The sequence below is a fragment of the Paenalkalicoccus suaedae genome (genome assembly GCF_006965545.2).
GTDB classification, from domain to species: Bacteria; Bacillota; Bacilli; order Bacillales; family Salisediminibacteriaceae; genus Paenalkalicoccus; species Paenalkalicoccus suaedae.
The window spans coordinates 3,831,224-3,846,950 of sequence record NZ_CP041372.2 but is presented as its reverse complement, the minus strand read 5'-3'; the positions used below and the strand labels follow the sequence as shown (position 1 = coordinate 3,846,950).

Here is a 15,727-nt window from a genome sequence, read left to right as displayed (position 1 = left end):
CATGATCACATTTCCAGGACATACGTTAGAACAGTTTTTCAATACATATACGATTACAAACTTTACGGTAGCGGCGGACGAGTCACGTATTCTTTTTTCAACGAATTTAAATGGCAAGATGAATATTTGGTCGATGGACGGACAGGGTGGCTATCCATCCCTGTTTACGCAAACAGAGCAGGACTGCTCGGCTTTAAAAGAGGATCCAGAAAAGCGTTTTGTCATCGGCGGATTCGATCACGACGGAGATGAAAATCATCACCTCTATGCCATGCCTTATCAAGGTGGCAAAAAGCAAAAGCTTGTGGAAGGAGAGGAAAGTGACAAGTTTTTCTTCTCGCAGCTAAATAAGCATGGTAATCGGATGTATTACAGCACAAGCCAAGGCAATCCAAGCTTTTTAACTGGCTACAGACTAGACCTAGAGTCTGGCGAAAAGACACACCTTTACGACGGAGAGGGCGGCGCAACAACAATTGCCGCAGTTTCACCGGATGAAAAATGGATCGTCACTCAAAAGCTATTAGCTAACACATACATTAAAGCCGAACTGATTCACACGGATACTGGCGAAAAGCGTGATCTGAGCGGGAATCCAGAAGATGTACATGTTATCGGAGACGCCGTATTCGCAGATGACAGCACGCTCTATTTACTCACAAACGAGCAGTCTGAGTACGATTACGTCGTTAAATATGATCTCGCAACGGGAGAGCGCCAACCATTTTTCTCCCTAGACAAAGAGAGCGTCCAACACATTCACTGGCATAACGAATTCAACAGCCTTTTTGCTACGACTGAAAAAGGGGTAGAAGACAGTCTTTATCGCGTACATACAGACGGTTCGCATCAAAAGTTAGACTGTCCAGTGAAAGCGATCGATCAGGTGAGTATCGCAAAAAGCGGGAACATCTATGTACTCGGTACGTCGGCAACAGATCCCAAAAACCTTTACGTGCATAAGGATAGTACGTGGACAAAGCTAACGCGCAACCAAGTACCTGGTGTCACAGAGAGTGAGATGGTGGATCCGGATGTAGTAACATACGAGTCCTATGATGGGAAGCAAATCGAAGCGCTCTGGTTTGAGGCCAAGGAAGAAAATAATAATGGTCACGTCATCTTTTGGCCGCACGGTGGTCCACAGGCGTCGGAACGAAAAACGTTCCGCGCGATGTTTCAGGTGATTCTGCAAGAGGGCTACTCTATCTTTGCTCCGAACTTCCGTGGAAGCACAGGCTATGGCGCAACCTTTACGAAGCTCGTGGAAGGTGATTGGGGAGAAGGACCGCGCCTCGACTGCGTAGCAGGAATCGAGTGGTTATTCGAGACAGGGAAGTGCGACCGTGATCGTCTATTCTTGATGGGTGGAAGCTACGGAGGCTACATGGCACTCCTTTTACACGGTAGACATACGGATTATTTCCGTGCTGTCATCGACATATTTGGCGTATCGAATCTATTTACCTTCATCAACTCTGTCCCAGATCACTGGAAGCCAGTCATGGCTCGTTGGGTCGGAGACCCTGAAAAGGACAAAGATCGTTTAGAAAAAGATTCTCCTATCACGTATTTATCAACGATGACGCGCCCTATGCTCGTTATTCAAGGAACGAACGATCCACGTGTCGTCAAAGAGGAGAGCGATCAAATCGTGGAAGCCTTACAGAAACAGGGCACAGACGTTGACTATATGGTACTAAAAGACGAAGGCCACGGATTTTCGAAAAAAGCAAATGAGATCCGCGTCTATAAAGAGATTTTAGGATTTTTAGCAAAGCATCGAGCTTAGCATGAACAGACGGAGGTGAGTATGGTGCGAATCATTACGGACGACGTAACACATGTAGCTGTAATCGAGCTTTTAGAGGATCACATTCGTAGCATGCAGGCGCATTCTCCCCCTGAAAGTAAACATGCGCTCGACCTAGAAGGATTGCGCGCATCGGAAATCACCTTTTGGACGATGTGGGATGGAGAGGAATTGCTTGGCTGTGGCGCACTGCGAGAATTAGATGCAAAGCATGGCGAGATCAAGTCGATGAAAACATCGTCTGCTCACCTCCGCAAAGGAGTAGCAAAGCGCATGCTCCTTCACATCTTGAAAGAGGCGAAAGCGCGTGGGTATGAGCGAGTGAGTTTGGAAACAGGATCTATGGCAGTATTTCAGCCTGCATGTAGATTGTACGAAAGAGAAGGCTTCGTTCAGACAGGTCCATTTGCTTCGTATAAAGAGGATCCTAACAGTTTGTTTTTTACGAAGGAATTGTAGAAGGTAAGGGAGAGTTCATTTCGATCTACGCTTTTAAGGAACTTTTAACCCGTTGGTTCGTATATGTAAGTAGGAGACTTACTACTTTCTAGAGGAGGAATTTTCAGTGTAAAAGGACACTTCAGACAAAAGGTTAGCAGTAAGCACATTTGCAGGCTGGGTAGTTGATTCGGTTGTATATATTCCTAAGTTAGTATTGGCGATCCTTCGGGGTGCGTAAGTTAGGATGTTGCCATACGCGTAGGAAGGGATGGAGAGGGATAACCTCTTCGTCCCTTTTTTTTGATGTGTATGACTCCATTCAAATAAATGGGTAAAAACCCCTTTTGAAATCATTTAACATCCATTAAAATGGATAATTTGCACAACCTGCGCTCGTTTTGGCACAACATCCCTTCATTTTTGCACAAAGCACCGCCAATTTAGCACCACCCACTCGCATTTCAGCACTACCCCACTTCACCTCGCCAGCCCAAATCTACCCCCCCTCACCCATTCACATCCCATTCATAATCTTTACCTTCCCACAATTCATCAACAATATGAAAAAATGTAAAGACTACTCAAACCCATTCAGAACAGTTGTTCAGCGAATTTGTTATATGTCTACTGTCAAAACATGCTAGTAAAATCTCTGTAAACATCCTGTAAATCGTCCCATACGTGCACGCATATCTATTAGACTTGTGGACGTAAAGATAACTCTAGGAGGTTGAGCATGAAAAGAAAAGTAGCGTTAGCAGGTTTAGCAGGAGTAGTGTTAACACCATCCATTGTGGCACCGGTAGCAGCAGAAGAGGCACCGCATGACCAGGAGAACGGCATGGATACGCCTGAGTCTGGTGAAGAAGGGGCAGAAGAGCCAGACGGAGATTCTCAAGGTGACGATGAAAACGACTCGCAGGAAGACCAAAACGAAGAAGCTATGCAAGATGAGGCAACTGACATCGTTCAGATCCCTGACGAAACATTAAAAGCAGAGTTACTCGATTTACTTAACCTTTCCCCGGAAGACGAGATCACGGCTGAAGTAGCGGCAACTTTCACAGACCGCATTCGTATTCGCGGAGCAGGTATTCGTGACCTAACAGGTATCGAAGCATTCACAAGTGTTACGGAAATGGACTTTCGAAATAACGATATCGAAGACATCGTGCCGCTTGCAACTCTTATTCAGCTTGAATCACTTAGTCTACGTGGCAACAACGTTATTGACATTAGCGCACTATCTGAGCTCCTATCATTAAAGGATCTGGAATTGCGTGAAAATGCTATAACTGATATCACAGCTTTAATGCAGATGACTGAACTAACAGAACTTGATGCTCGTGATAACAACATTACCAGTATCGACTCACTCGCAGACCTTACAAAGCTCACAGTATTAAGCCTCCGTAACAACAACATCACGGACATTGGCGCCCTTTCCGAGCTTACCAATTTAACAGAGCTCAACCTCCGCAATAACGTGATCTATGACATTACCGCTCTATCTGGCATGACAGAGCTAACCGAGCTAGACTTGCGTTCAAACGATATTACCACTATAGACGCGCTTCAAAACCTTACAAAGCTTGTGGACTTGAGCCTTCGTGAGAACAGCGTGTCCGATATTTCACCACTCGCGAATCTTACAGCGCTGACGGACCTTCAGCTACGTGAGAATAATATCGTCGACCTTACGCCGCTCTCTACGTTAACGAATTTAGAAGATCTTAACCTACACACAAACCAAGTGGTAGACCTAGCTCCACTTACTACTTTAGAAAATTTAGAAGCACTTAACCTAAGACGTAATAACATTACTAATCTAGAACCACTAAGCCAGCTACGTGGTATTCGTGACCTTGTTTTACGAGATAACAACATAACGGATCTATCACCAATTGCAGAATTAGACTTAAGAGATGCTTTAGAGTTAGATGGTAACTCTAACTTACGTGATCTGACTCCGATTGCACCAAAATACGATTCCATCGACTACGTTGACTTTGTGCTAGAAAAGAATCGACTAGCGGTGGATATTGACGCCGACATTGTTACAGGAACAGAACGTGAAGCGTCCCTTCTTGAGACCATTTATGAGGCGAATGCCTACATTCCAAATGCTACGATTCGTGAAAGCAAGTTCCGCGGTATGGCAAATGGTGCATTCCCATTCCTACGTGGAACAACAAATATCTATTTTTCTGACGTACAATCAGGAAATGTTTGGATTCCGGAAGCATGGAAGCAGCAGGACGGCCTAAACACGTGGATCACAGCGGACTTCCACATCGAAAATGTTGGATTCTTTGGCAATCGTCAAGGTTCTGTCTATGATTTAAATGACTTTGATGAGTCTGGGATTGCTCCGTTCTACTATGACCTGACTCGTTTTGCAACAAGTATGTATCTCATGAATGACGCTGCAAAGGGCCTCCAACTTACTAGAGAAGAGATCCAAGATTCGGTCGAGGTCTTTGCGAATTCCTACAAGGAGGCTATTGCACAAGTCGAAAGTGGTGCTGTTGACGTTGATACAATCGCCAAAACGAGTGCCAACCTGACAGGATTTGTTGCAGAAACCGCTGAAGAAGTTGAAGGCGAAGAGACAGCACTAGTCCTCAACCGTTGGACAACGCGTGACGCGGACGGTAATCGTATCTTTGATCCAAATTACGGACGTACGTCACCGGTAACCGCACAGGAGCGTCAAGCTATCCAAAACAACTGGAATGACTATATCGATAGCCTTCCAGCTGAGATTTTAGAAGAAAAGGGTCGCGACTACTTCCAGTTTAAAGATATCGTGCGCCGTGACAATGCTGGGCTAGGCTCCCTTGGTGTTGACCGCTACTACGTACTCATCGAAGGTGATACGGATGCAACGGGCGACGATATTGTACTGGATGTCAAAGAGCAACTATCCTCTGTTCTTGAGGAAACAGGGATCACATCCTTCGATGAAGGAACGTTTGCTACTGATGCAGACCGTACACTAACTGGAATGTCTCTTATGCACAATCAGCCAGACATTCATTGGGGAAAGATGAACGCTTCAGGCAAGTCCTTCTTAGTAAAAGAACGTTCGCCATTTAAAGATGAGTTCGACGTGTCTTCCTTCTGGTCGAAGCAAGAGTTTGATGACTATTTAACAGATACAGCTACCGTGTTAGCTTACGGACACGCTCGATCTACAGAAGGATTCGCCTCTGCCGCAAACGCAGCTTTTGAAGAGCTAACGACCTTCAATGACGACCTGATTCGCTCTGCAGAAAGCTACTATAAACAAACTGTTTACGATCATGACTTCTTCCAAGCAGCATTAGACAATGGCGATGTATCCTTTGCAAACCCATCGCAAGGAACGCCAGTTGTCCCTGGTCCAACTCCGCAGCCAGAGCCGGAGCCAACACCTGAGCTTGATCTAGACCAAGCGGAGGAAGAAGCAGTTAACGGTATCTTTACGGTTGATGCAACAGACGAAGAGAGTGTGACAGTAGAAATTCCATTAAGCTTCACAGAGTCTACCATCATTGACGAAATCCATGTGGAAGCAGCAACAGGTAGCTATGCGTTGCCACTTGATGTGCTAGCCGATTACGGAGTAGAGGGCACAATCGACATAAGTATCGACAAGCAAGAGATGACACCAACTCTCACTGATTTGTTTGAAAATGAAGACGTGGAATTACTATCTGCACCTGTAAAGTTCTCTGTTTTTGTTACTGTTGATGGCGAGCGTGAGGAAGTGAAGAGCTTCGGTTCTCGTTATGTAAAGCGTTCGATCCAAACGGATGTAGACGTAAGCGAGGTACGCTATGCTACTGCGATTACCATTACAGAGGATGAGGAGTTACAGTTTGTACCTAACGTCGTCCAAGCTCCTACATCAGTCGATATTTATCGCAATCAAAACAGTGTGTATGCTGTGGTTGCTACCGAAAAATCATTTGAGGATGTAGCGGAGCACTGGGCCAAGGAGCCTGTATCAAAGCTTGCTTCCCAATTCGTCGTGTTTGGTAAGACGGAGTCGGAATTTGCGCCGAATGACAACTTAACTCGCGCTGAGGCGGTGACGTTGTTGACGCGTGCACTTGGCTTAACGAACGTTGATGGATTTGAGGCGTCTTACTCAGACGTAGCTGATGATGCGTGGTACGCTGATGCAATTGCGGTTGCTTCAGAGTTTGAGCTTGTTATTGGTAATCCAGACGGTGCGTTCCGTCCTAGTGATAACGTGACGCGTGAGGAGCTTGCAGTGATGATCCAGCGCGCGGTATCATTCCTGCACGGTGAGCTTGCTGGCGATCGTACGCTGACATTCGCGGATGCGGATCAGATTGGTCCATGGGCAACGGAAGCTGTGGATCTCATGGTTGCGCTGGAGATTATGCAGGGCAAGGGTCAAGGCATCTTTGATCCAAAAGGTCACACGACACGAGCGGAAGCAGCTCAAGTGACGAATCAATTTTTACAGCTTTTAAGATAAGAAAATGAGGTAACAGAAGAGGGGCACTGCCTGCGGAAGTTCGAATTCCGCAGGTGGTGTTTTTTTGGTTTTCATTTCTTTTTATCATAGTTTAAATACATTAAAATGGATAATTTGCACAACCTTCCCTCGTTTTGGCACAATATCCTGTTATTTTTGCACGACATCGACCCGATTTAGCACTACTCTCCGCCAATTTAGCACACCATAAAAAGTTGCCCAACATATTGCTGCCAAAATCCAAAACCCAAGCAATTCCAAACCAAAAGGGCCCAGCGCTCCTGCGCCGGGCCCTTTTCCATCTATCAATACTTCGTCTTTTTATGCTGCTGAGTAACCTTCTTCCACTTATCTCGTGCGGCTTTCTCTAACACTTTATTGCCTTTACGCTCCATAAAAGCAAGCTCTCGCAAGAGTTTCTGATATGACGCAAAGCGCGCCTCGTCAAGCTCTCCGCCCTCGATCGCCGCCTGCACCGCACAGCCGGGCTCGCTCTGATGCGAGCAGTCATTAAATCGACATGTCCGTGCTAACGCCTCAATATCCGGGAAGCCATGATCATTCGACTCGGACGCCTCCCAAAGCTGGAGCTCACGCATCCCAGGCGTATCAATTAACAGCGCGCCACTTGGAAGCGGAAATAGCTCGCGATGCGTGGTCGTATGCCGCCCGCGGTCATCATCCTCGCGCACGTGACTCACCACCTGCACCTCCGCGCCGAGCAACACATTCGTTAATGTCGACTTACCAGCACCCGACGATCCAAGTAGCACAACCGTCTTACCAGCACCCAAATACGGTGCAAGCTCCTCAATACCGGACTGCTCAAACGCGCTCACAACATGCACAGGCACGCCAAACGCAATCTCCTCCACCTGACGCTTCTTATCCGCCGCATCCTCACTCAAATCCGCCTTCGTCAGCACAAACACCGGATTCGCGCCACTCTCATACGCCATCACCAAATAGCGCTCCATCCGCCGTAAATTAAAATCCCGATTCAACGCACTCACTAAAAACACCGTATCAATATTCGACGCAATAATCTGTTGCTCTGGCACCGTCCCAGCACTCTTTCGGGAGAAAAAGGAGGAACGAGGCAAAACCGCATGGATCGTTGCCTTTCCTTCTTCGGGGCGAGCATCGACCAGTACCCAGTCTCCTACAGCCGGTAAATCAATTCTACTAAGAGCTTCGAAGCGAAGCTTGCCAGACAGTTCCCCATGTAGCTCGCCAGATTCAGAAGCAAGCCTGTAAGCATTTTTTTGTTCAACCAGCACTCTCGCAGGCACGAAGCCTTCATGCTGGAAGCTTTCCTTCGCTGCTGCAAACGTGTCATTCCAACCGTAATCTCGTATATTCAATGTGATTCCTCCTGATTTTTGGGTACAAAAAAAGACCGTACGAAACGGTCCTCTTATCCCATATGAAATAATAGTAGTCCGATCCTAAACGTAGGTCGGCACATCTCATTCGTCAGGAGTTACATTTATCCTTAAAAACCCGTACTCTCGGAACGAGGATGTGCCGCATATGCAATTAATGGTGTTGTAGCAGTAGTATATACACGCATAAAACATCCCTCGCTTTCCGTAATTTGTATATTCATCGTAGCATAGAAGGAAGAAGGTTGTACAGAGTAAATGTAAAACAAATGAACTAGCCTTGCTATCCCTAGGCCCTTCGCTTATCCTAAAAGGCAAAGAGGTATTTTTTGTTAAGGGGTGGCTGATGAATGAAGCCTAAAATAGAAGATGTGGCAAAGCTCGCTGGAGTTTCTCCCACAACTGTTTCACGTGTGTTAAATAATCGAGGCTATATTGGAGAAAAAACGAGACAAAAAGTTGACGAAGCAATTAAGGAATTAAACTATTATCCGAACGAGGTAGCACGATCATTGTTTGGAAAAAAAACGAATCTTTTAGGAGTCATTTTTCCTACCACAAGCAATCCCTTCTATGGACAGCTGATTTTCCATTTAGAAACATTAGCTTCAAGCCTTGGATACAAAGTATTGTTGTGCAATAGCCAAGGACGAGAGGATAAAGAAATCGAGTATTTAGAGATGCTCCAAAGACATCAAGTGGATGGTATTATTGCAGGAGCACATAATGAAGGAATTGAAGCTTACTCCATACCTGGACTACCAGTGGTTGGTGTAGACCGCTATTTCTCTGATACGATTCCGGTTGTATCTAGTGATAACTACGAAGGTGGTAGACTTGCAACAGAGCTCCTTATAAAGAGAGGTTGCTCTACCATCATTCACATTAACGGACCAATATCACTTAAAACCCCAGCTAACTTAAGACGCAAAGCGTATGAAGACGTTATGAAGGAACATGAACTTCCGCACCTCACCTATGAAATGGAGAGCGAAGAGACAGAGGAACGCGTGCTACAACAGCTATTTGATGCAAACCCTAAAGTAGACGGGATATTTGCAAGTGATGATATCATAGCTTCTAAAGTACTTCGCGTCGCTAAAACAAAAGGCATTCACATACCTAATCAAGTAAAACTAATAGGCTATGATGGAACTGAAACGCAACAACTCATGCTTCCAGAGCTCAGCACCATTTTACAGCCGATCAAGCTAATTGCAGAAAAGGCGTTAGACCTACTAATTAAACAAATTGAAGGTGGTAAGGAAGAAATACCATATGAGGTAGTGCTTCCTATTACGTTGCTAGAAAGCGAAACGACAAGATGATGTACGAATCTTGTCGTTTTTTTTATTTGTGTATTTTAATAAAATGTAGTCATAAATACATATTATACCCATGATACTTACTTCTCAAACGTTAAATATAGGCTATAATGAGTGTATATTAATCATAATAGTTCGCTACATAGAACGTAGATGGCTAATATCACAGGATATAAGACTTATAAAATACCGCTATATAACCTCCAACATATTTCAATATCCTGGATACTTTCTAGACAAAAAGGGGACGGTCTTGATGAACGCACTAACATCCATCTTTAAAAAGTCTATTCACTCCCAGCTTATTTTCTATTTCCTATTGGTCGGAATAGTACCGATGATTATTACATCTGTTTTGGTCTATCAATCCAGTAGTGAAGCCATTGTAGATAAAGAGCAGGAGCTTATGGAAACACAGACAGTCAATACGGTCTATTCCATGGAACAATGGCTAGAAAAACGTTTAGATGAAGTCAAAATTGTTGCAAGCTCGGAGGCTATTCAATCTGGAACGCTTGAAAGTCAGCTTCAGCTAATGAATGTGGTTCAAAGCCAAGATGATACATATGAAACGGTCGTGTTCACAGCACTTGATGGTATCGTAGCAGCTCATACAAACGAGGCCCAGATAGGAGTCTTAGACCTATCTGACCGTGATTATTTCCAAAACGGACTTAACGGCGAGGACACGATCTCAAGTGTCTTAACCTCAAACGCGACAGGGAATCGCATTGTGGTGGTGGCAACTCCCGTCGAATCAGCGACAGGTACGATTATCGGCGTCATGTCCGCTTCCGTTAACTTTGAGCAGTTGGTGGAGCAGTATTTACAGCCAGACGAAACCTCTCAAACAGATAGTGCGCTTATTTTTATTGATGACCAGGATATCATTCAGGCACATCCTGATCCTGAGTTAATCGGCGTTTCTTTAACAGAAGCAAATGTAAATGGAGAGCTTCTCACCATTTTCGAGCAGGGCAAGATCGAGACTGGCACGGAGCAAGTGGAGATTAATGGTGAGGATACGCTCATGAGTTATGCGCCGATCGAGCGCGCCGGCTATGGGATTTACATGATCACGCCGCTCGCGTCGATTCTCACTGTCGTCAATGCAATTCGCCTTGAGACGATCGTGATCATGGCAATCTCAGCCGTTGTCATTACCCTCCTTGCGATCTTTATTGCGAGAAACATGAGTCGACCTATTCGTACGATTACAGAGCAGGTGAAACGCATTGCTGCTAGTGATTTGACTGGAGACGATTTACGTATAAATAAACAGGATGAAATTGGCGTACTTGCGAGGAATATAAACGTTATGTCTCATAGTTTAAAAGAGATGGTGGATCATGTTAGTGACAGTGCAGAGCGCGTTGCGGCCTCCTCAGAGGAGCTGTCAGCAAGCTCGGATGAAGTGAGCCGATCGACAGAGCAGGTTACGTACTCCATTCAGCACGTTGCAAGTGGGGCTGAAACGCAATCTAATGGTATCAATGATAGCTCCCGAGCTATTGATGATGTGAACGAACGTATTCAGGCTATCGTCACCTCTGCTACATCGGTTTCGGGCGCTGCAGAGAATACGATTCACAAGGCAAAAGAAGGCGGCGAATCAGTTAGAAATAATGTCGTTAAGATGAATAAAATCAACGACTCCGTTACATCATCTGTTGTGATTACGAAAACGCTGGTTGATCGATCTAATGAAATATCGAGCATTTTAGAAGTTATTACTTCGATTGCGGAACAGACAAATTTGCTTGCGTTAAACGCAGCGATTGAAGCAGCAAGAGCTGGCGAACACGGCAAAGGGTTCGCTGTAGTAGCAGACGAAGTGCGAAAACTAGCCGAAAGCTCGCAGCAGTCCTCCGGTCAAATTTCGGAGATCATTGCAGAAATTCAACGAGAAATGAACCAAACGAATCAGGCGATGAACGGTGTAATGACGGAGGTAAAGGAAGGTCTCGTCATCGCAAACGAGACAGAAAATCACTTCCAAGAAATCATCAGCTCAACGAACGAAGTAGCGTCGCAAATTACAAGCATGGCAAGTACAACTATGCAAATATCTGATGAGGTGGAACGCGTTTCCTCTGCTTTCGCTGATATTTCGGCTGTAACCGAAAGCACCACAGCCAACGCAGAAGAAGTAGCCGCAGCATCGGAAGAGCAACTCGCAGCCATGGAGGAAGTAACCTCCTCTGCGCAATATTTAAGCCAGCTAGCTACAGAGTTAAAGGACGTCATTAGTAAATTTAAAGTGTAACAAAAGAAGCACCCCTTCCGAATTCGGCAGGGGTGCTTCTTTCTATGGTGTTGATAGTTGGTGGGGGTGATTACATGGGTGTTGGTTTCCTTTTGAATTTAATCGTGTCCATTTTTATGGATAATTTGCACAAAGTGCATTTGTTTTGGCACAAAACCGCCTGAATTGAGCACCACGGTCCACCGTTTAAGCACCACTCCCCAGCAATTTGGCACAGCCACGCCTCTCCGCGCAAACTCAACCTACCTTAGTCGACCAAACTCCTTCATCGCCTTAGCCATAAACACCGCCAATCCATCCCCGTATGCATCAATATTCTTCGTGAACCGCTCATCGGCAACGTACATCTCCCCAAGGCCAGCAAATGCCGCTTTTGAATACGTCCCAAAGTTAGCATTCAAATAGTGGAACCACTCCGCAATCGCCTCCTGCGAACGCGCAGATTCCGGCGACTCCGTCTGCATCACTTCAGCAAGCTTGCGATAAATCCGCTCCCACTCCTCGCCAAGCGCCTGTTGCTCAGCGTCCGACAGGGACTCCACACGCCGCTTCGACTCCTCAATCGGCGCATCGCCCCAACGCTCGCGGGCCTCCTGCTCGTACGTGTCATCCTTAAACGCCATGCCCTTAAATCGCTCCTCATTCGACATCGCAAACTCTCCCTTCTTCGACCTAATCGTCTTATCAATCGTCTCAATCATCTCGTTCAGCTGAGCCCGCCGCTCCATCAGCATCGAACGCTGCACGTCTAGCGCCTCAAGCGTCGAGTAATCCGGACTCGCTAAAATGCGCTTAATTTCCTTCAGCGGAAAATCGAGAGCACGGAAAAACAAAATCTGCTGAAGCTTTGCAATATCGGCGTCCGCATACAGTCGATAGCCAGCATCTGTCGTCGTACTCGGCACGAGTAAGCCAATATGATCATAGTGATGCAACGTCCGCACACTTATGCCTGTGAGATTCGCAAGCTCCTTTACCTGAAGACCCATTCACTCACCTCCATATCAACACTGTAAGCTATGACGTAACGTTAGAGTAAAGAGAGAAAACGTATTTATTTTGAGCGATTTATAAAATGAGAAATGATACCTGTAAGTACCATGGAAATACCTGCAATAATAGTTGAAGCGTACAAAAGCAGAGCGGGAAAAAGAAATATACTTTGAAGAAAGAACTCTAACCAGATCCTTGTAGTAACTTCAAAGAGAAGAAATGGTACAACGATACTAATAACGAGCCCCCAGCTAATAAGACGGCTCGGTGTGAGAGTTGCCGCTACTTTTCTAGATAAGAAAAGGTAAAGAATGAGGGGGATTAAAAGAATACTAGCTAGTAAAACATAACTAATCATAGACTTCAGGCTCCTTTGCTAGAAGTAGTATAGCATTTGGAAGTAAAAAGGATACGTGTTTTTCACAAAAAAGTCGCATGAATCCTCGCTTTACCATAGTAATTGAGCCCAGTATTAGATACGATAGAGATATAAATAAAGCGTTTACTAGATTTCGTGTAAATAGGGGTCGAATGATGAAGCAGGATCTGATGAAAGTACTAGAAGTGGTGAAACTTGGAGAAAAGTTAAAGCAGGAGTTACGTCACAGTTTCCTTTCCAATGGTCGGCAGGAGAGTGTGGCAGAGCATACGTGGAGAGTGGGGCTTATGGCGGTGCTGCTGACGCCGTATGTGCAAAAGGAAGTAGATGTTGCGAAGCTGTTAAAGATGATTGTCATTCATGATTTGGTCGAAGCATTTGCAGGCGATGTGCCGGCGTTTGACACCATGCATGATGCAGCAGCGAAAGAGCAAAAGATCGAGCGTGAAATGGCGTCGATTGATCGCATTCGGGATATGCTCGGTGGGGCTTTAGGAGAGGAAGTACGTGCACTCTGGCTAGAGTTTGAGCATAAGGAGACAACAGAGGCGAAGGTTGGTCATGCGTTAGATAAGCTGGAGGCGCAGATTCAGCATAACGAAGCAGATATAGAGACATGGTTACCGATTGAGCACGAAATGAGCTTTCGCATGCAGCCGCATGTGGAGTTTGATGAGACGCTCACGTTATTTAAAGAGTTGATTGAAGAGGAAGCAGAGCAAAAGCTGACAGCAGCGGGTATTGATACGGAGCCACTGAAGCAGAGAGCGAAGCGATGAACGCTATACATCTTAGAGGAGGACAACTATGATTACATTAATGGCAGATTCAACGTGTGACTTATCAGACGAGGTACTTGCGGAGCACGATATTAAAACGGCGGCACTGTCGATTCACATTGGGGACAAGGAGTATCAGGATCGCATCGACATTCAGCCGGACGAATTTTACGAGATGATGGGGTCGCTAGAGGAGTTTCCCACTACAGGGATGCCAAGTCCCGCGACATTTATCTCTATTTTTGAGGGTGCGATTGCTAAGGGGAGCAAAGAGATTTTGTGTATCTGCATGTCTAGTGGCACGAGTGGGTCCTATCAGTCTGCAGCGCTTGCCAAGCGTCAGTTTGAGGAAGACAACCCTGAGTCAGACGTCCAGATTCATATTGCAGATTCACGGTGCATGAGTCACGGGAGCGGCTGGTTACTCATCAAGTGTGCGCGTATGCGAGCTGCCGGAGCAACGTACGACGAGCTAGTGACCTTTGTGGAGGAAAATAAGACGAAGGTGAAGCACTATTTATCCGTTGATGATTTAAATCACTTGATTAAAAGCGGACGTATCTCTAATGCAGGTGCCTTTATCGGCAAAATGCTGATGCTTAAGCCAGTCATGTCCATGAAGGATGGGAAAGGTGCGATCGTCGCAAAGGAGCGCGGTCAAAAGCGTGTGTTAAAGCACTACGTTGAGCAATTTGTTGCGCGTCAAAACCCCGAGATGACGGACTTTATCATTATTGGCTATACGTCTGAGAAGCTTGTAGCAGAGACCCTTCATGCGAAGATCTTGAAGGAAACAGACTTTAAGGGTGATATATATGTGATGCAAATGGGCGTTTCCGTAGGTACACATGTAGGCCCAGGCGCAATCTCGATGTTTTTCATGGAGAAATAGAGAGTTTTAGTTAAATGGGAAGGGCCGACCTATTATAGGGCGACCCTTTTTTGTTTTGTTTAATAGGCAAATTTTGTTTGAGAAGAGTATTTCCGCCGACCTCTCCACGTAACAATCAAATACGCTGTAGCGGCAACCGCCAGCATGGTTAATAAGATAGCTTCTGTTCCTACTAGAACAGTTCCTATCACAATAGCAATGAATGCCCACATAATAGTTGCGAAATACGTGATGTTTCTAGGCATTTCTCTCAGAAGGGCCGATGATGTGAGCGTTGCACCTACTAAGATGAGTGCTTGCCAAGCAATACCGAGCACACCGTCGTTTGGTAAGCCATAATAATGTAGAGCTGAAGCTGTGTTGGCAAAGATCGCTACAGTCGTCCAGCCGTAATAGCAGGAAAAACTAAAGCGTACGATGCCCTTTTCAAGCTTAGATAAAGGCTCCTGTTTAAGCTTAAGCGAAATGGTTCGCAACACGACACCCATTGCGATGAAAATAAGTACGGTAGCGGCTAACCATTCGTTCGAAGCTGACCAAATCCATAAGGCAAACCCACTAAATACGGCAATAGCAGGTAAAGCGATGTCATCATAAATATTTTTTGAGTACGTACGGGGAAGTAACTGATAGATGCCATAGGCGATTGTCCCTAAAACGATTAAAGACCAAATCGAAAAGGCGTAGCCGGCAGGGATGATAAAAGGGTCCGTGCCTTCTCCACTAAAAAGCTCATTGCCTCCGCGCTCGACTAAAATAACCGAAACAGGCTGAAAAATTGCTAGCAGTAATACAGCTAGGCGTTTCCACTTTTTACGAAGCCACTGGATGATCCTCATCTCTTTTCCCCTCCAATCTTCTTACCTTTCCTATACCCATTAGTAAAGATGAGAAATCGAATTTAAAAAACCTCTTGCTCTCCTCAAAACTTAAGCGTATACTAACATTTGTAAAAGAGAATG

The 15,727-nt window shown here is 45.5% G+C and carries 10 protein-coding genes; 7 read left to right on the top strand and 3 right to left on the bottom strand.

The annotated features are described in order from the left end of the window. Position 1 precedes the first annotated feature (1 nt). The 3 genes from FLK61_RS19330 (at position 2) to FLK61_RS19320 (ending at position 6,746) form a co-directional block, all read left to right on the top strand. On the top strand, positions 2 to 1,792 hold the full coding sequence (locus FLK61_RS19330; RefSeq protein WP_176010970.1) for an alpha/beta hydrolase family protein: 1,791 nt from the start codon (positions 2 to 4) through the stop codon (positions 1,790 to 1,792). A gap of 24 nt (positions 1,793 to 1,816) precedes the next feature. After that, on the top strand, positions 1,817 to 2,272 hold the full coding sequence (locus FLK61_RS19325; protein WP_176011319.1) for a GNAT family N-acetyltransferase: 456 nt from the start codon (positions 1,817 to 1,819) through the stop codon (positions 2,270 to 2,272). Between the two features lie 718 nt (positions 2,273 to 2,990). Next, positions 2,991 to 6,746, top strand: a complete 3,756-nt coding sequence (locus tag FLK61_RS19320) for a DUF2252 family protein (RefSeq protein WP_176010969.1) — start codon at positions 2,991 to 2,993, stop codon at positions 6,744 to 6,746. Positions 6,747 to 7,051: 305 nt separating this feature from the next. Here FLK61_RS19320 and rsgA read toward each other — a convergent pair whose 3' ends face one another. Then, positions 7,052 to 8,110 (bottom strand): ribosome small subunit-dependent GTPase A, encoded by a 1,059-nt coding sequence (gene rsgA, locus FLK61_RS19315; RefSeq protein WP_430708777.1) that lies wholly within the window; start codon positions 8,108 to 8,110, stop codon positions 7,052 to 7,054. Between the two features lie 371 nt (positions 8,111 to 8,481). Between rsgA and FLK61_RS19310 the strand changes: the two genes are divergently transcribed. Then, a complete protein-coding gene (locus FLK61_RS19310) occupies positions 8,482 to 9,459 on the top strand; it encodes a LacI family DNA-binding transcriptional regulator (RefSeq protein ID WP_176010968.1) in 978 nt (325 codons plus the stop codon). A 253-nt stretch (positions 9,460 to 9,712) separates the two neighbouring features. Next, a complete protein-coding gene (locus tag FLK61_RS19305) occupies positions 9,713 to 11,722 on the top strand; it encodes a methyl-accepting chemotaxis protein (protein WP_176010967.1) in 2,010 nt (669 codons plus the stop codon). A 242-nt stretch (positions 11,723 to 11,964) separates the two neighbouring features. On the opposite strand, the gene FLK61_RS19300 is transcribed toward FLK61_RS19305, so the two are convergent. Further along, positions 11,965 to 12,711, bottom strand: coding sequence for a MerR family transcriptional regulator (locus FLK61_RS19300; RefSeq protein WP_176010966.1), 747 nt, complete (start codon positions 12,709 to 12,711; stop codon positions 11,965 to 11,967). A gap of 538 nt (positions 12,712 to 13,249) precedes the next feature. On the opposite strand from FLK61_RS19300, the gene FLK61_RS19295 reads away from it, so the two are divergent. Both FLK61_RS19295 and FLK61_RS19290 read left to right on the top strand, forming a co-directional pair. Beyond that, the gene (locus tag FLK61_RS19295) at positions 13,250 to 13,873 is read left to right on the top strand and encodes an HD domain-containing protein (protein WP_430708828.1); all 624 of its coding nucleotides are present in this window, start codon (positions 13,250 to 13,252) and stop codon (positions 13,871 to 13,873) included. 28 nt (positions 13,874 to 13,901) lie between these two features. Next, the gene (locus tag FLK61_RS19290; RefSeq protein WP_176010965.1) at positions 13,902 to 14,765 is read left to right on the top strand and encodes a DegV family protein; all 864 of its coding nucleotides are present in this window, start codon (positions 13,902 to 13,904) and stop codon (positions 14,763 to 14,765) included. A gap of 59 nt (positions 14,766 to 14,824) precedes the next feature. Here the strand turns inward: FLK61_RS19290 and FLK61_RS19285 are convergent, their stop codons facing one another. Continuing rightward, positions 14,825 to 15,604: a hypothetical protein gene (locus tag FLK61_RS19285; protein WP_176010964.1), complete on the bottom strand. Its 780-nt coding sequence runs from the start codon at positions 15,602 to 15,604 to the stop codon at positions 14,825 to 14,827. Positions 15,605 to 15,727 lie beyond the last annotated feature (123 nt).

Bases quoted from the DNA above. Each gene is read 5' to 3' on its own strand.
- FLK61_RS19330 (WP_176010970.1), top strand. From the start codon at position 2: ATGATCACATTTCCAGGACATACGTTAGAACAGTTTTTCAATACATAT.
- FLK61_RS19320 (WP_176010969.1), top strand. From the start codon at position 2,991: ATGAAAAGAAAAGTAGCGTTAGCAGGTTTAGCAGGAGTAGTGTTAACA.
- FLK61_RS19310 (WP_176010968.1), top strand. From the start codon at position 8,482: ATGAAGCCTAAAATAGAAGATGTGGCAAAGCTCGCTGGAGTTTCTCCC.
- FLK61_RS19305 (WP_176010967.1), top strand. From the start codon at position 9,713: ATGAACGCACTAACATCCATCTTTAAAAAGTCTATTCACTCCCAGCTT.
- FLK61_RS19300 (WP_176010966.1), bottom strand. From the start codon at position 12,711: ATGGGTCTTCAGGTAAAGGAGCTTGCGAATCTCACAGGCATAAGTGTG.
- FLK61_RS19295 (WP_430708828.1), top strand. From the start codon at position 13,250: ATGAAGCAGGATCTGATGAAAGTACTAGAAGTGGTGAAACTTGGAGAA.
- FLK61_RS19290 (WP_176010965.1), top strand. From the start codon at position 13,902: ATGATTACATTAATGGCAGATTCAACGTGTGACTTATCAGACGAGGTA.
- FLK61_RS19285 (WP_176010964.1), bottom strand. From the start codon at position 15,604: ATGAGGATCATCCAGTGGCTTCGTAAAAAGTGGAAACGCCTAGCTGTA.